Source organism: Congregibacter litoralis KT71 (genome assembly GCF_000153125.2).
In the GTDB taxonomy this organism is placed as follows: Bacteria; Pseudomonadota; Gammaproteobacteria; order Pseudomonadales; family Halieaceae; genus Congregibacter; species Congregibacter litoralis.
Genome location: NZ_CM002299.1, coordinates 2,551,832 through 2,568,383 on the forward strand (window position 1 = coordinate 2,551,832; position 16,552 = coordinate 2,568,383).

Below are 16,552 nucleotides of genomic sequence, written 5' to 3' on the forward strand. Positions count from 1 at the left end.
CGCCTCGCTCAACCTCGGGAGCATCCCGATGACTACAACAGCACATGCTATCAGCCCGCTGCGCCAGCGCATGATCGACGAAATGACGCTGCGCAAACTCAGCCCCAAGACACAGACCGCTTACCTGCGAGCGGTGGAGAAGTTAACCCGGTTCGTCGGCCGCTCGCCCGATACCGCCTCCGCAGAGGATCTGCGGCGTTTCCAGCTACACATGGTCGAGGATGGCACGTCCAGTGTCACGGCGAACGCCACCATCACCGGCCTGCGGTTCTTCTTCGACGTGACACTCGACCGCGCCGAGGCCATGAAGAATATGAGCCACGTATACCAGCCCCGCAAAATACCGGAGGTGCTGAATGTCGATGAAGTCGCCCACTTGCTGTAAAGCGCCGGCTGCCTCAAGTACCGGGCGGCCCTGGGCGTGGCCTACGGTGCCGGGCTGCGTGCCAGTGAAGTATGCTACCTCACCACCGCGGACATCGACAGTCAGCGGATGGTCCTGCGCGTCGAGCAGGGTAAAGGGCAGCGGGATCGCTACGCGATCCTCTCGCCCGTACTGCTGGAGCTGTTGCGTCCCTGGTGGCGTGAAGGGCGCGCCAAACATCAGCTACTGCCCAGCGGCTGGGTATTTCCAGGACAGAACCCCGTCAATCCCTTGACGACTCGATCGCTCAACCGCATCTTTCACCAGGGCTGCGACGCCGCCGGCATCCGCAAGTGAGTGTCACTGCATTCATTGCATCACGCCTTTGCCACCCATCTGCTCGACCGCCACGAGGATATCCGTGTAATCCAGGTCCTCCTTGGGCACAAGAAGCTCGAGAATACCGCGCTATAGCCAGGTCGCTACCCAGCTTTTAAGCTAGGTCAAAGGCCCGCTGGAGTATCTGCAGTTCGAGTTGCCCGGCTGATTGCAGCGTCGTGTCCCGAGTGGCCCTGGAGATTGCGGACATCTTCCGCGACCACGGGATGGCGTCGCGCCAGACTCAGGCCGGGCACCTTAGTCTCGGTCAGCTCAAGGTGATGTCGGCCATCGAGCACTGTCGCACGGCGGTGCGGGGCGGACCCCAAGCATCTGGGCGCACGCATCGGTGTCACGGCGGTCTTGCACAGTTGGGGGTCGGCGTTGACCCATCATCCGCATATCCACTGCATCGTGCCCGGCAGCGGCGTGTCTCTGGATGGTGAGCGCTGGGTCGCGTGCCGACCCGGCTTCCTCTTACCCGTGCGGGTCCTGTCCCGACTGTTCCGGCGTCGCTTCCTCGAACGGCTCGTCGAGGCCCATCACACCGGCAAGCTCCGCTTCTTCGGTCGGCATCAAGCGCTTGCCGAGGCTGACGCCTTCGCTCGCTTCCTCCAGCCCCTGCGCCAGATCGACTGGGTCGTGTATGCCAAACGCCCCTTCGCCGGACCCCAGGTCGTGCTGGCCTATCTGTCGTGCTACACGCACCGCGTGGCCATCGCCAGCAGCCGACTCATCGCCTGCAATGAGCGCGAGGTTACCTTCAAGTGGAAAGACCATCGTGCCAAGGGCCGAACCCGGCATAAGGCCATGACGCTGGCCACCGGCGAGTTCATCCGCCGCTTCCTCATCCACGTGCTGCCCAGCGGCTTTCATTGCATCCGTCTATATGTGCAGAGCCTGTCGAGCGCCTATGGTCATTGTCGAAACGCTTCCACCGGAGTACCTGGCCCGGGCGCCGCCGAGGCATGAACCATGAACAGCGACGTATCGACACCGATGATCCTTGTGCGAATCCCACCACGTCGTGCGCTGGCGATCCCTTGCGTCTCGTACAGTCCGGGCATACATCCGATAGGCAGTCCCGACCTTCAAGCCGTTGTTATCGGTAAAACCCGGACGACTATCGCCGCGCTGTATCTACATGCCGACTGCTATTCGGCCGTCGCAGCGCATCTGCAGACCGAGGAGTTCTTTACTATCCCCATAGCTCAGCGCACCGGCTCCGCAGTTTCTTCCCTCGAGGCTTCCAACCCCTAACGAGAGCTGTCTGTCAATTCCATGATGAGTCGGTGTAAAAACGAACATTTGCTACGACAGCAATGGGCACTTTTCTGCCTGTGAGAGGATAGGCACGAACGGAAGCTCTGCACATTGCCGACGTTCGTGGAGACAACAGCGACAGACGTAATCGGCCTACAACGAACATTGTTAAGACCCTAATTAATCTGCAGAGACTCTATGATCGGGCATTCCGGTACATCTTCACCAGAACAACTAGCGGAGAGTGTACGTAGCGTTTTCTCCATCTTTTTAAGATCAGAAATCTTTGTCCGAATATCTCGCAGATGTTCGTCAGCAATGCTCTTCACTCGCTTGCAAGACACTTGCTGACGATCGACGAGAGATAACAATCCTCGAATTTCCTCTAGCGAAAAGCCCATCTCTCGGCAGCGCCGGATGAAGCACAAGCGCTGTAGGTCGTCTTCCCGATAGACCCGATGACCGCCTGCACTGCGAACCGGCTCAGGTAGCAATGAAATTTTCTCGTAATAGCGGACGGTCTCGGAATTAACTCCGCTTCGTTTCGCCAAGGTGCCTCTGGATAGCTGCTTTGGGATAGAGTGCATTTTTCTCTTGTACCTGAAGTTACTACAGGATCTATCATAACGAGAACGATAACGCTGACAAGGTGTAAATTGAGCGAACAACCCATCCACTCACAGCCCAATAGCGGAAGGTTTGCCGCCATTGCCGGTGTGGTAGGCGCAGTGCTGGCATCGTCATGCTGCGTTGTGCCGTTGGTGCTGGTAACCTTAGGCGCAAGCGGCGCTTGGATTGGCAATCTCAGTGCGCTTGATCCCTACAAAAACTACTTTGCATTAATAACCATCGCATTCTTAGGTGCGGGTTTTTGGCAGGTGTACTTCAAAGAGAAAGTCGCCTGTGAAGATGGATCGTATTGCACCAACCCGATCTCGGGACGCGTCACCAAGGCCGCGCTCTGGATTGCAACGGCACTCGTGCTCTCAGCACTCACCATTGATTGGTGGGCACCATTGTTTTATTGAAAGGAAAAGCCCGATGATGAAACGAAATTTGATCTTAAGCGCAGTGCTCGCACTTTCTGTCAGTTGGATTCTAGCGGCTCAATATTCGTGGGGTACCCCCCAAGAAAGCAGCTTGGTCTCTCAAACCTTCACGGTTGAGAACATGACCTGCGCCGCGTGTCCGATCACAGTCAGAAAAGCAATGTCTCGCGTGGATGGGGTGCACAGCGTTAAGGTGAACTTTGAGGCCAAAACGGTCACGGCCACCTTCGATCCGGCGCTTACTGAAACAGCAACAATCGCTGAGGCGTCTACAGCAGTGGGGTTCCCGGCACAGGTTCGCGGGGAAGCACCATGAGTGAAGCGCTTGAAGCATTCTCCACAGTAACCTGCCCGAAATGTGCCCACGCTGAGAAGGAAGAAATGCCAACAGACGCTTGCCAGTTCTACTACAACTGCAAGGGCTGCGGCGAGCTGCTTCGGCCCTTGCAGGGTGATTGTTGCGTATTCTGCTCTTACGGCGATGTGAAGTGTCCACCTATTCAGGAAGGCAATGCTTGTTGTTGAACGTCTCCTTCGGGTTGTGGCCGTCTTTCAGATCATGACTCGTCAACGTCCGCTTTCTAAAGAATATGACACTATCTGCCAGATCAAGTCGCGACCACTACAGTGCACACTAGAAACCCTATCGGCAAATCATCGAGCCTATCTTGACCCAGTGTTCTGGCGTATGTTCAAGACCAAGGTACGCAGACCATACCCACATGCACAAAAAAACGGGCTCAAAGGAGCCCGCGTTCTGCAAAAGATGTTGCTTCTCCCGCACTGACCACCAGGTGGTCAAGTACCCGTACATCAATTAGCGCCAATGCATCCTGTAAGCGCTTCGTGATATTACGGTCTGCCGTACTGGGCTCGGCAACCCCCGAAGGGTGGTTATGAAAGAGCACGACCGCCGCGGCATTGAGCCCTAATGCCTCCTGAACAACGACTCGCGGATACACCGCAGCGCCGTCTATCGTTCCCTGGAAGAGCTCAGCGTACTGAAGCACTCGGTGCTGACTGTCCAAAAACAGCGTGCCAAATACCTCATGCTTTCGATCGGCTAATTTGATCCGCAAGTACTCTTGCGTGTTGCGTGGATTATTCAGGGCTCTACCGCGACGGTGTCGCAGTGCCAGCACTGACAGCGCCAGATTGATAACGGATGCTTTCTCCTCTTCCGTGAGTGCACCGGTCTTGAGACCGCTAAAGCGATCCGACGAGGCTTTTGGGGCCTGCTTGCCTGTTTTCATAAAGATCTCCTATCCTACAAAGGTGAGAGATCGTTCCCGAGGGAAGGATCCCTCAGGGGTAAAAACGACGGGGTTTTAAGACCCCGCCGATCGATATTGCTGTTAGGCGGCCTGCCTGCTAAAAACAGATTCGCCGTCGACTTTTGCCCAGTGTATTTTGAGCAATCGTGCTTTTAAGTTGATACCCGGTTCCCCCGCTTTATCGCCGTGTTGAAAAACAAACGACTGCCCAATGAGGTCACTGAGCACAAAGCTCACAAGCACCTTTCGGTCCTCGGTGATCGCAGACTGCAATTGACGGACAATGTCCTTCGCTTGCTGCCCCGAAACCACGCAGTCAAAGTGGGTGTACTGGGCATCATCGGTACTGCCACGTAAAGCGGCAATGGTGATACCCAGAAACGGATTGCCGTCCGTGGGGGTGATTTCACGAACGCGGCTCAAATAACCGATGCCCGTTGTCATTAGATCAAAATACTTTGCTTCATTGCTGGTCATGACACATCTCCTATCAGAGTAAATCGGTCGGGAGGTTGTGTTTTCCCGGGCGGGAAACACGTTCCCGACCGGGTGCTTTTTGATGCAAAACCCCAAGGGCCTTGCGATGGACCGCCGTGCACACCCAAAGGCGTGCGCGCCGTAGCAGTTACACGGACCGTTGCTACGGTGATCGTCACTGAGCCGCAGTGACCACGGATAAATTGACTCATTCGGATGGGAGGCCGACGTAGCGCAGATATTTGAGCATGCCGCGGGCATTGGCGAACGCCGGATGGGGCGCGATCGCCTGATTGGGAAACCAGTGTCGGATTGCATCGGCCAGTACCACACTGCCGCCGCCTACAAACAGGACACGCTCCAGTTCGGCACCACGACCCAGGCGACGCCGCGTTTCCTGTTCAATGCGAAGCACTATTTGTTGGCGGGCCTTTGATACGATCGCGGTGACATCGTGGTCTTTGCCAAACAAGCGGATCGTGTTTTCTGTTAACGCTTGATCGACCCCGGCATCAGACAATGAATCGAGGTCATGAACAGCGCAAATCGCCTCGGCAACTGATCCGCGAAGATCAAGCAGGCCGCAAGTGATCGAGCCCGAGCTTTGGTGCCACAGTTTTTCATCTGCCACGACGACAAAATCGGTCGTACGTCCTCCGATATCGACAATGGCAAGAGGCGCCTCGACGGCCGATTCGTCCAAGCGAACCCACTCGGTACCGTCTTCGATGATGACATGGTCATACCAAGCGGCTAAGGCCTCGGGAATAACGTCATGACAGGCGATACTCACTGGCGGACGGCCATCAAGGGGCTGAACCGGAGCTAATAAGCTCTTAGTTTTACTCGCGATCAGCGCATCACGACGCTGACCATCGGAGTGATAAAAGCGAGCAACCGGCAAACCTGACACCGCATGGATCGACCGACCACTGAGACCTGCGGCCAGGAGTGCATGCTGCACGATCGCCCGATTGACTGCTGATAAGGGATAATCGTCAAAACCGGTAGCATCAAAATCATCAACGCCGACCGCGATGTGTTCATCGCCTGACATGTACTCCGCAATACCAGTATCGTTTTGATTCACGGCGGTTATTTTGGCACTGCCAATCCGGCCGCGAGAAGGAACGGCGAACAACTGGCCTGTTGCTAGCGCAACTTTAGTGACGGCGTATCCATCATCGAGACCGACGGCGAGTGCATCCATTATCTCCTGCTCCTAGTGCGGCCGACCGAGTTCCATCCCAATCAACCGATAATTGCCCTCAGTCGAGAGAACGGCTTTGCGCTGCTGTCGTTGTTGAGAGCTTCCGGCATGCGTGACGGCGCAGATGTCGCCTTTCTTGTAGGGTGTTGGGCGACTATCGGCTCTGACGGTGGTCGCTCTTGGGCGGCATTGCCGTTGTGGCACACCGGCGCTAAAGACCCTTGATGCCAGCGTCCTTCGACTAGCAGTCCTTGTGTGAGGAGTGATCGTAACCAGTCGGTGCCGCTTTGACGTGATAGCGTTTCCAAGCGTCGAGCAATCACGCGCTCCGGTAAAATCGCTGTATCGAGCGTCAGACTGACACGACGCCCCGTCTTCTTGCCACCGGGCGCCGGGCTCACGGCTTGACATGGGATGCGCTCTCCTGCTCGACATCACGCATGTAACAGCCCTCAGCCGTTTCGATCTCCATCGAAGGCTCAGGGGCAACACTTGATGGGTCGGTCTCATGCGAATCGGCTGCTGACCCCGCTTTTTTGACAATGACGAGCTCTGATTCAAGTCGTTCAAGCAGTGACTCTGGACACTCGCCCATTGCTTCGCGTGCCGCTACTGCACGTTCGTTTTGCTCGAGCACGTCGATTCGTTCTAGCCCAAAAAACCGATAACCCATCGCAGTTTGCAGGACTCGACGTACCGCACGTCCACCCGTATTGATTGCTTGCACGGCGGCCTGTCGGGGCACTTGCCCGGTATGTGCCATCGTTAGTGCACGACACACCAACTGGTCGTAGCAAGCAATGAGATAAGCAGCGCGATAGGCATCTGCGTTTGTAAAATTAAGTGCAATGCGAGCGGGCTTTTCGGAGCACGCCGGTGCGACGGTGAGGCCACAATCCGGGGCAATCAACGCATCGAGACGCCCCGCCTCGCCATCGATCACCGCGTGGGCGTCCGTGAGGGCGCTATCGATCTTTTGCTCCCACCAGTAGGCGTACGGGTCGTCGCCATAAGCCCCATGTCCAATCGTGCGGCACAGTGCTGCAAAACTGAGCAAGCCGATAATCGCGGGTTTCTCAGCCGTGTGAGCACGACCTCGCACCAGACGCGCCGCCTGTTGCGTTTGCAGCGTGAGTGTCACCTCCCCCCGCAGCTTGCCCGGCACGAGTTGCTCATCGTGAGCGGCCGTCGTTTCAACGAGTAAATTCGAGGGGGGCAGCGTTTGATCCATGGCCGGCGTCCTTGGGGTGAGAATTCGAGTCCCATGAACTCACGACGAGTGCGTAGCGCCAACGGAAAACCGGTCCGCTCTTCGTCGTGGTTAACGCCACAACGTACATGGAGATCTACGGGTCAACGATCGGGCTCTTGAATCAGAGGGTGAATTCACGCGAACTGACATGCCCAGCGTCGTGCGAAGCGCCGCCAGGGTGCGCAGGCCGGCCTCACGGTCCACCGGTTCCGCCGGCTCGGGCGTTGGCGGTTGCAGTGGCGCGGGATTCGACGCCGATTGGCGTTGCTCGCGGGCTTTGCGAATGACCACACCCAGGTTTGGGACAAAATGACCTTGGCGAGCCCGCTGGCATAGCCCGTACAGGTAGCGCAATGCGTCGTACACCGGATCGGCCCCGTTGCCTTCGGTGTTTAGCCGACCGGCGAGTTCGTCAAGCACCGCTTGTCGATCACGGTCGAACACGGTGGCGAGGTATCGCGCGACAGTCGGGTGCTGAGCGGTTGTCAGGCGAGACGGCAGACTCAATTTTTGAAGGTCGACAGCCTCCCGCTCGGAGGATCTACTCGGTTGTTCCCCACGGGTTGTAGTAGTTTTTTTTATTGTTTTTTTAACCGTTTTAAAGCCTTGTTGTTTACTACTACTACTACGGGACTTTGATTTTCGAAGTGAGTCGGTCGCATCAAAAAACGAACCTGAAGAGCCAGATCGCTCCGCATCCCAGTCAGCGAGTACCGATCGCGCCTCCAGCATGACGGACCTACTGTGGCTATTACGACCGGTTTCGAAGGCGTCGTAGATTTCAGCCGAAAGCGCTCGAACTCGCGCATGATGATGGGTACGACTCTTAGATACATAGTCGACATAACCGGGATCAAGAAACAGCGTATCGGTGATGCACAGAGGGGCATCGTGGAGTGCTTGCACACTGCGCGACCCTGACATTGTCGGCCCTTGATCGTGGGTCACAGAGGTCAACCAGCGTGTGAGACGCAGCATCGCCAGTGCCCGAGATACGGTGGCACTGGAACCCACGTTTGCAGACGCATTGATCGCCTTGTAAGACGGAAATGTGCCCCAACCGCCCGCCTCGACCCCGGCCAAAAAAATCACCTGCCAGACGAGTTTATCAACCGGATCCAGCACTGCGTCGCACACAAGCGACGCGGGGATAGTGTGTAGACCGAATGCTAAAAACAGCGTGTTACCCGAGGCCGAAGGCCTGCACTCACTCGTGCGGTCATCAAGTACCGCGCGTATCCAGGTAGTGAGCGCAAGTGTCTCCGGCCGGGGTACAAGGTCGTCCCCGGACATGAGCGTGCTCCTTACTCGAGAGTGCGGTTAGGAAACAGCGGCTCGCGGGGTTTTGGGATGAACTGCGGCCTGGGACGTCTCCGCGCTTCGCGCTCGGGATGTGGGAATGTAGTCCTCCCAGCGCTGGGCGTGGCGCCAGACACAACGCATGCTGGCACCCGTTGCTTGGCTTATACCCAAATACTGGGTCGCAGTCAGCGCTTCACCGTCACACGCATCCTGCTCAGCGGCAATAAGCCGCCAGAGTTTATGCGCGGTCTCCTCATCAGGCTCTGGAGGACGGCCAATCGCCGGCTGCACCGCTAGAATGCTGCGTAATCGCGTGTACTCGCGAGACCCCATTCCAAAAAGAGAACGCATCATTTCAAGCGGCGCATCCCGCCGGATCAGGTCGCGCTGCACCTCCTCGCTATGGCGTGCCGATTGAAGATTAGCTATTAATGGCCAAAACACATCACGATCGATGCTGATCGCCACGCAATGTGTCTTCAGGGCACCCAGACGATAGAGATCGGCCATCTCCAAGCCACGAAGCGCCTCCATCTCCCGCGGACCCACTTCCATCTCACGCAGCGACTGCTGATCGCCTTCGGCTAGGCATCGGACGGCGTACAGGAGCACCGCCGTGATCAGGTCCGACTCTTTCGCGCCGCTCATTGCTCGCTCCAAAGCGCGACGTTTAGATTTACGGCAAGTACATGGGTGGACCGGTAAGCATCCATCAACGCGACATAATCTCGCCATGCCTTGTCATCCATCGCACGCCATATTTCGTGGTCTACCGTCTCGTTGAAAAAATGGCGGAGGGAACCACCCGCTGCAATACCATCATTGAACACGTGCTGCCCCAGCAATCAATGCTCAGTGAGATGGATAAGAAGGCGTTCACGCGGTGCCCGTGCAAGCTCGCAGCAGGCTGCGAGGTGCTGCCAAATCGCACGCACATGGTTTCCCTCCTCAACCGTAGTCTGGGCAAGCAGCCCCGCATCGGGGACATCAATCAGCAAATAACCCATCCCCTCTTTGGGCGTTGAGATGACAAGCTCGCTCAAACCAAAGCGCTTGGCCAAGCGCAGTGCCAACGCCCAGGACCGAGCGCGGGCTGATTTTAAGGGATGATTACCGGTTCTTGCTTTGATAGATTCCGCAGACAGATCTGAAGACGCGGCATCCTGAGCGCATTTCGCAAACGATGCTCGACGTTCTTGCGGCAGCGGATCATTGTATCCACGGGAATACGCCCGCTCTGCGGTCGCGATGATGCAAGCCGCTTCAGTTTCTGAAGCGCTACTGTCGGCTACTGCCCCCTGTTCAATTATTGAAGTGCCAAGGTCTTTTGCCATTACCGCTGATCGTAGATCAAGCCGCACCGCTTGAATTCCGCGATCCGCCCCTTCAGCAATCTCCACAGCTAGGGCCTCTTCAAGGTCATCGAACGACCAGTCGAGTCCGTCATAGCGACGACAAAGTGTGAGAAAAGCCTCGTCATACGGTAACTCAGTATCGAGACCGCAGGAGGCCCATAAACGGCTTGCCGAGCGATCGAGGTGCCGAATACGCTGTACCTGAGGTCGGCCCAGGCCGTTTTCTAGCGCGATCGGTATGACCGGCAACAGGCGCTCGACCGCATACGTGAACTGCGAAATCATGGACTGGCTGAGTCCGTAGCCATGCTGCATCAGCGCATCGGACAGCGCCTGCTGTGACAACGGCTCATCTCGCTCTGCATCCAGCAGTGCTTTGCACTCAAGGACAGCGCAAGCTTTATCGACAAAACTGAGCGCATCGCGGAGATCGTTTTCGCGGACATGTGCCAACAGGATCTCGACGTCACCCGGCCAAGAGGTCAACGCGCAGGGGATCTGGGCAAAGCGCGGATCTCGAGTTTCGGCATAGAGCTCCACTAACACCTCTAGGCGGGTATTGCCGCCAGCGGTCAACACATAGTGGGCCGTACCAGGACGCTGAGTCACCGCCAGCGCATGGTCTAAGCCGTTTTCACGGATAGACGCTTTAATGCGCTCTCGGGCGGGATGTGGACTTCGGCGCGGATTGCGCGGAAACGGTTTAATCTGACTAATCGGTAAGACGATCAACTGAGTGGTCATCGTGCTGCTGTGTAAATCCGTTACTAACTCAGGCATAGCATCCATGCTCATGCGCTCCTTTTTCGTTAATTGTTCGCTACGTTACATTTGTGCTCCAAAACTATGGGTAAAAAACAAACCCGGACATCAGGGCCTGCCAAAAAACTCTAACCAAACCCTGCGCGGTTTTGCAGAGAAACCAAAACGTCGCAAGGATGGGTATTGCGTTGACTACTCGAGGTGCTGCATAACTCTACAAAGCTAGCAACAACGATTGCGTTCGTCATTCGTCAAAAACAGCCAAGTATGTCGGCTGAACCGAGACGTCATAGTTATTGCAGGCAAAACGTAATGTGGCCAACGGGGTCATCCATGATGTAAGAATACCTAAGAGAGCGACATTTTTTGGCCGCCCTTTATTAGCCAAGAGCGTTGCTTATCTTCATTAAAATGCTCTTATCCCGGCATCAGGGGGGTATTGAATATGGATAATGACCCCAGCCGAGAAGAAGTGTTTGCACTGCCCTGAGACAAACCTGTGCGGCAGATTGCAAACGATTGTGGGGTCTCTGACGTGGCCATCCACAAACGCTGTGCCAAGCTGCAAATATCAACGCCACCGCGCGGTTACTGGGCGAACTTAGAAGCCGGCAAACACCCAGCAAAGCCGGCTCTTCGTGCCTACAGCGAACTGGTTGCAAACAGACTCCGGAAGCGACAACGCGAAAAGTCAGATGACGAAAATTATGTGCGCCTCTCTCCCCTTCAACAGGAGTTCTTCGAGCGTGCACTCGCGCTCTCCGGTCGAGAGACTCCCGACCATGACAGCATGAAGCTGCTACGGGGCGGTGCGCAACGCCTGGATGGCGAATTGGCCGCGGGCGCTGAAGGGGCGTGCGGGCGACGAGCGCATCAACCCGTCCTCAATACGAAGTGTGAAAGGTCTACCGGCTGCCTTGCTTCGGGTTCTACCCCGATTTTACGGACAGTTCAAAGAAGCCCAGGTAGAGACCTAGGCGCCCTCGCAACTCCGCCAAACAAGTGTGCTTCAAAACAGTTCGGAGTTGCGCTGCAGCGTGCTAACCGCAATCAAGCTAATCTGGGTCGAGCATCACCGAGCCGTGAACCTGAACCTACACTCCTCTCATGCTTGCTGGCAATAGCCGAGCGAACGAACGCCCCGATTCATGTTCAACGTTCTGCAACGTGTGCCGAACGCGAGAATCGGTTGTAGGTGATAGCAAGAACGAACCCGGCAGCACCCGCTGAAACGGACCAGCCTAACAAACCAATGAAGAAGCCAGTCCACGTCAACGTCCAGGTAAACCCCGTGACGTCGACGTGAACCATGTGAGCCGTAAGTTGCAGCATCGCATTTGGCATTGTCGCTACCATTACACTGCATATTGTCCAAAGCACTGCGGTCGTGACGGTCGCGGCCAGCGCCATCTGTTTTGTGTGAATCATATACCTATCCCCTTCATTCTGTGACTTGATTGCAATAAACCTGGATGGATTTTTGCCCGGCACTTATTCAAAACTGACCAAGAACTGACTCCAAGAATTTGGGAGCTCCTAACACTTCCTAGGAATAGGTTCAGATAGCCGGCGCGCATTGCCGTTTTACCGTGACTCTCGCGCATCAGGCATTGAGCGCTCTGTTGCATGCAGGTAAAGCATTGCTGCGGAACAAGAAATAAGTAGCAAGCCATTTAGTGACTCCAGGCCTGCGAGGAATCGCAGGTGCCCAGTCGGGTAAATGTCGCCCAGTCCGAGCGAGGTATAGTTCACCAAAGAGAAGTAGTACACGCCCATCCCGTCGCTCGCGTCCGCACCGGAAAATCCACCTAATCCCAGCGTCTCGCCGAGCTGAAATCCAGCGGCATAAATGCCCGCCTCAAACAAGTGTGCAGCCGACAAGCCCAACAACGCCAGCTGTGTTTTGGCGGCGCGATTGACGGAAATGCCAGAGATTCGTGCGTGCAGCACGGTCATTGCAACGTAGTGGACAGCGCCACTTGCCAGCATCAGCACCAACCCAATAAGCACCATGCTACTCATGATGACTCTCCGAGTCGGCATCCTGATCAGCGCCTGCACGCTGGGCCTGTAGAAAAAACCGCTCAAAGATAAAGACCCCCACGATGCCGACAATCGCCACAACAATGATTGTCAATCAGTACTGCCTTATCCAGACGAAGCGATGAGCGCGCGATATCAAGCCCAATGCGATGATCAGATCGCCGGATGCGCGCTACGTCACTGCGTAGATGCCGAAACACGCCCCAATGGATAATGATATCCATCACCAAGTAAAAAATAGCGCCAAGCGATGCAATGCGCGACAGGTCAAAAAAAGCCGCCAAGAGTCCTGCCATCACAACCGTGTAAACCAGCGTGTGCTTTTGTATGCCCCCGGGCATCCCAAAATGGCTGTGCGGAATCAAATCCATATCGGTGAGCATGGCAAGCATGCGCGAAACGGCAAAGACGCTGGCCAGTAAACCCGAAGCAGTCGCAATCATGGCGATGCCAACCGTGAACCACAGACCGTAGCCACCGACAGCCGGGCGCGCGGCCTCGGCCAGGGCATAATCTTTGGCCGCAATAATCTCGTCAATAGACAGCGTAGAGCCCACAGCAAAACACACCGCCAGATAGACAATCACACAAATCACGAGAGACACGATAATGGCGCGACCGACGTTTTTTTCGGGGTTTTCGACCTCATCGCCACTATTGGTGATGGTCGTGAACCCCTTGTAGGCGAGAATCGCGAGGGCTACGCCGGCAAGAAAGCCCCCCGCCGTGGTTTGCTCCCCGGCGCTCCCAGTCACCGGTTTGAAGGCAAAATCTGCGGCCCACAGCGCCACCAGTGCGAACAACAGAATCCCGCCGACCTTGACGATTGCGGTGACCTTCGACAGATTCCCGATAATCTTGTTGCCCAAAATGTTGACGACAAACGCGAACACAATGAGTGCCACCGCCAATACCGGCACCCATACGGTGTTGTCATCAACATCAAACAGCTGCAACGTGTAGGCACCGAAGGTCCTCGCTACCAGGCTCTCGTTGATGATCATGGAGAAAGCCATGAGCAGCGCAGCGGCGCCGGTCACAGTCACTGGGCCGTAGGCTTTTTGCAGGATCATGGCAATACCGCCCGCCGAGGGATACTTGTTAGAAACCTTGATATAGCTGTAGGCACTAAAGCCACTGATGGCGGCCGCAACCACAAAGGCAAGGGGGAACCAGGCGCCAGCATATTCCGCGACTTGGCCCGTCAACGCGAAAATACCCGCGCCAATCATCACCCCGGTGCCCATAGCCACGGTGCCTGTCAGCGTCAGGCTACCCTCCTCGTAACTACTGCTCTTTGAACTCACTGCATTCCTCCTGATGATTACAGATCTTGATGTTTAAGACGTAGCGCATTGGTGATCACCGACACCGACGACAAACTCATGGCCGCAGCGGCGATCATGGGGCTGAGCAATAATCCAAACACGGGATACAGCGCACCGGCTGCGATGGGCACACCAAGGGCGTTGTAAACAAAGGCGAAGAACAGGTTCTGGCGGATGTTGCGCATAGTCAGTTGGCTTAGCCTGCGTGCTTTGGCGATCCCCAGGATGTCACCTTTGACGAGCGTCACGGCTGCACTCTCCATCGCCACATCAGTGCCGGTACCCATCGCCATTCCGACGTCGGCCTGTGCGAGTGCGGGCGCATCATTGATACCGTCTCCGGCCATCGCGACAATGCGGCCTTGCGCCTGGAGCTCGCCAATGATGCGGTGCTTATCTTCAGGCGAAACACCCGCATGCACCTCATCGATGCCAAGCTGCTGGGCCACCGCCGCTGCGGTCGTTTCATTGTCACCCGTCAGCATCACTACGGTGAGCCCGTCCTCATGCAGCCTGCGAACGGCTTCTTTGCTGGTCGCTTTAACGCGATCGGTCACCCCGATCAGCCCGGCTGGTTTTCCGTCAATGGCCACAAACATCACGGTCTGGCCCTGCTCCCGGTAGCGCGTGGCGGCGCTAGCTAAGTCCGGATCGAATCCACCGATGCGCTTCATCATTTTGGCGTTGCCAATCGCGACCTGCTGACCTTCGACGCGCGCGCTTGCGCCCTCCCCCGTCACCGATTCGAAGTCTTCCGCTGCCGAGTAGGTCGTGTCGCGCTCTTCCGCACCACGCACGATCGCCTGTGCGAGCGGATGCTCGCTGACGCTCTCGACGGCGGCCACGGCGGCTAGAAGTGCAGCTTCTGTAAAGTCAGACATTGGCCCTATCGTAACGAGCGTCGGCTTGCCCTCGGTGAGGGTCCCAGTCTTGTCAACAACGATGGTATCGACCTTCTCAAGGCGCTCCAGTGCCTCGGCATTCTTGATCAGGATGCCATTGCTGGCGCCCTTACCGGTGCCCACCATAATCGACATAGGTGTTGCCAGCCCCAACGCACAGGGGCAGGCGACAATCAGCACCGAGACCGCGTTCACAACAGCGTAGGCCATCGCCGGAGCAGGTCCGAGCCAGGACCAGATGACGAACGTGATCACGGCGACCAGCAGGACAATCGGTACAAACCAGCTCGCTACAATGTCGACAAGCCGCTGTATGGGCGCTCGCGAACGCTGGGCTTCCGCTACCATGCGCACAATCTGCGAGAGCGTGGTGTCATCGCCCACGCGCGTTGCGGAGATCAGCAAGGTCCCGGTGCCGTTAACGGTGCCACCTGTGACCACATCACCCTCTGACTTCTCTACCGGCACAGGCTCACCGGTGATCATCGCCTCATCAACGCTGGAGTGCCCTTCCAGCACCGTCCCGTCGACCGGCACTTTTTCGCCAGGCCGGATTCGTAGTCGGTCGTCGGTCGACAGTGCGTCGAGGTCGACTTCCTCTTCCTCGCCACCTTCCCCGACCCGACGGGCGGTTGGTGGTGTTAGCTCCAACAGCGCCCGGATGGCGCCGGAGGTAGCACTGCGCGCTCGAAGCTCCAAGACCTGCCCAAGTAGCACCAAGGTTGTGATGACCGCCGCCGCTTCAAAGTACAGGGCGACCTGGCCTGCTTCATTGCGAAATCCCGCGGGGAACACCTCTGGCAAAAACACCGCCACCAGCGAGTAAAGGAAGGCCACCCCTACTCCGAGCGCGATCAGGGTAAACATATTCAAGTTCAGACTGCGAACAGATTGGTAGCCGCGCACAAAGAACGGCCAGCCGCCCCACAGCACTACTGGGGTGGCCAGCAGCAACTGAAACCACTGCGAGCCGGTAGGTGAAAGCAACGACTCTAAAGGTCGCCCAGGAATAAGATCACCCATTGCGTAGACGAACAGCGGCAAAGTAAGAAGCGCGCTGACCCAAAAACGCCACGACATGCTATCCATCTCGCTTGTGTCCTCGACGGCATCTGCTCGAAACGTTTCGGGCTCCAGAGCCATGCCGCAGATGGGGCAGCCGCTGTCTGCGGTATCGCGCACTTGGGGGTGCATCGGACATGTAAAGACGGTCCCCTCGTAACCCGCAGGAACCTGATCATAGCGGCCATCGGCTGCAACCCGGTTGCTATTGCGATGACAGTGTTCTTCGCTATGAGGCAATTGCGTTGATTTGTGCATCTGGGACTCCATGAAGAGAAACCAATAGGCTTCCGCTACGCGCTTGCAGAAAACCTTACCGACTCTTGAACGTGGCGATACTCTAAAACATTGCCCTAAGCCCCAAAACGGTCGAGGCCGTTGGCACCGGCACACTCGTACTCTGAACTCGAAAGCAAGCCTGACGGCTCAGAGGCCCGCGCATAGCCAGATCAACTATTTACTGTTACGTCAGCAGCTGGGACGTAACTGCTTCTCACACTCGGGTGCAAACGTAGCAGCTTGTGTCTTATT

At 56.6% G+C, this 16,552-nt stretch carries 16 protein-coding genes and 2 pseudogenes; 6 read left to right on the plus strand and 12 right to left on the minus strand.

Going from position 1 to position 16,552, the window contains the following annotated elements; all coding sequences use genetic code 11:
- Positions 1–28: 28 nt before the first annotated feature.
- From KT71_RS20890 to KT71_RS20100, 3 genes and pseudogenes are all read left to right on the plus strand, one after another.
- Positions 29–385 carry a phage integrase N-terminal SAM-like domain-containing protein gene (locus KT71_RS20890; RefSeq protein WP_023659666.1) on the plus strand — a complete coding sequence of 119 codons (357 nt, stop codon included), beginning with the start codon at positions 29–31 and terminating at the stop codon, positions 383–385.
- Between the two features lie 27 nt (positions 386–412).
- Positions 413–838: pseudogene (locus KT71_RS20895) on the plus strand (tyrosine-type recombinase/integrase); the annotation flags it as partial.
- An 83-nt stretch (positions 839–921) separates the two neighbouring features.
- Positions 922–1,633: pseudogene (locus KT71_RS20100) on the plus strand (IS91 family transposase); the annotation flags it as partial.
- Positions 1,634–2,181: 548 nt separating this feature from the next.
- On the opposite strand, the gene KT71_RS20105 reads toward KT71_RS20100, so the two are convergent.
- Positions 2,182–2,592, minus strand: a complete 411-nt coding sequence (locus KT71_RS20105) for a MerR family transcriptional regulator (protein ID WP_008295189.1) — start codon at positions 2,590–2,592, stop codon at positions 2,182–2,184.
- 69 nt (positions 2,593–2,661) lie between these two features.
- Here KT71_RS20105 and KT71_RS11680 point away from each other — a divergent pair, with 69 nt between their 5' ends.
- Genes KT71_RS11680 through KT71_RS21245 form a run of 3 tightly spaced genes read left to right on the plus strand, consistent with a single transcriptional unit; the run spans position 2,662 to position 3,579 of the window.
- Positions 2,662–3,033 carry a mercuric transporter MerT family protein gene (locus tag KT71_RS11680; protein WP_023659670.1) on the plus strand — a complete coding sequence of 124 codons (372 nt, stop codon included), beginning with the start codon at positions 2,662–2,664 and terminating at the stop codon, positions 3,031–3,033.
- Between the two features lie 13 nt (positions 3,034–3,046).
- The gene (locus tag KT71_RS11685; protein ID WP_008295187.1) at positions 3,047–3,370 is read left to right on the plus strand and encodes a heavy-metal-associated domain-containing protein; all 324 of its coding nucleotides are present in this window, start codon (positions 3,047–3,049) and stop codon (positions 3,368–3,370) included.
- Positions 3,367–3,579 (plus strand): GDCCVxC domain-containing (seleno)protein, encoded by a 213-nt coding sequence (locus KT71_RS21245; protein WP_023659671.1) that lies wholly within the window; start codon positions 3,367–3,369, stop codon positions 3,577–3,579. Before KT71_RS11685 ends, KT71_RS21245 begins: the two co-directional genes overlap by 4 nt.
- 215 nt (positions 3,580–3,794) lie before the next feature.
- On the opposite strand, the gene radC is transcribed toward KT71_RS21245, so the two are convergent.
- The 11 genes from radC to KT71_RS11745 all read right to left on the minus strand — a co-directional run bounded on the left by radC (position 3,795) and on the right by KT71_RS11745 (position 16,279).
- Positions 3,795–4,307 (minus strand): RadC family protein, encoded by a 513-nt coding sequence (radC, locus tag KT71_RS11690; protein ID WP_008295186.1) that lies wholly within the window; start codon positions 4,305–4,307, stop codon positions 3,795–3,797.
- A 102-nt stretch (positions 4,308–4,409) separates the two neighbouring features.
- Positions 4,410–4,805 carry a DUF3577 domain-containing protein gene (locus KT71_RS11695; protein ID WP_008295185.1) on the minus strand — a complete coding sequence of 132 codons (396 nt, stop codon included), beginning with the start codon at positions 4,803–4,805 and terminating at the stop codon, positions 4,410–4,412.
- A 208-nt stretch (positions 4,806–5,013) separates the two neighbouring features.
- On the minus strand, positions 5,014–6,015 hold the full coding sequence (parM, locus tag KT71_RS11700; protein WP_008295184.1) for a ParM/StbA family protein: 1,002 nt from the start codon (positions 6,013–6,015) through the stop codon (positions 5,014–5,016).
- Positions 6,016–6,412: 397 nt separating this feature from the next.
- On the minus strand, positions 6,413–7,246 hold the full coding sequence (locus KT71_RS11705; RefSeq protein WP_008295183.1) for a PFL_4669 family integrating conjugative element protein: 834 nt from the start codon (positions 7,244–7,246) through the stop codon (positions 6,413–6,415).
- Positions 7,247–7,336: 90 nt separating this feature from the next.
- Positions 7,337–8,560 carry a hypothetical protein gene (locus KT71_RS11710; protein WP_023659673.1) on the minus strand — a complete coding sequence of 408 codons (1,224 nt, stop codon included), beginning with the start codon at positions 8,558–8,560 and terminating at the stop codon, positions 7,337–7,339.
- Between the two features lie 27 nt (positions 8,561–8,587).
- Positions 8,588–9,217 (minus strand): DUF2857 domain-containing protein, encoded by a 630-nt coding sequence (locus KT71_RS11715; protein ID WP_008295181.1) that lies wholly within the window; start codon positions 9,215–9,217, stop codon positions 8,588–8,590.
- Positions 9,218–9,414: 197 nt separating this feature from the next.
- The gene (locus KT71_RS11725; RefSeq protein ID WP_023659674.1) at positions 9,415–10,713 is read right to left on the minus strand and encodes a ParB family protein; all 1,299 of its coding nucleotides are present in this window, start codon (positions 10,711–10,713) and stop codon (positions 9,415–9,417) included.
- Positions 10,714–11,838: 1,125 nt separating this feature from the next.
- Positions 11,839–12,114, minus strand: a complete 276-nt coding sequence (locus KT71_RS11730) for a DUF5676 family membrane protein (protein ID WP_008295178.1) — start codon at positions 12,112–12,114, stop codon at positions 11,839–11,841.
- Between the two features lie 156 nt (positions 12,115–12,270).
- On the minus strand, positions 12,271–12,708 hold the full coding sequence (locus KT71_RS21085; RefSeq protein ID WP_023659676.1) for an ion channel: 438 nt from the start codon (positions 12,706–12,708) through the stop codon (positions 12,271–12,273).
- Between the two features lie 62 nt (positions 12,709–12,770).
- Complete coding sequence (locus tag KT71_RS11740; protein WP_023659677.1) at positions 12,771–14,036, minus strand: APC family permease; 1,266 nt, start codon at positions 14,034–14,036, stop codon at positions 12,771–12,773.
- 17 nt (positions 14,037–14,053) lie between these two features.
- Entirely contained in the window at positions 14,054–16,279 is a 2,226-nt protein-coding gene (locus KT71_RS11745; protein WP_023659678.1) for a copper-transporting P-type ATPase, read from the minus strand.
- Positions 16,280–16,552: the final 273 nt, after the last annotated feature.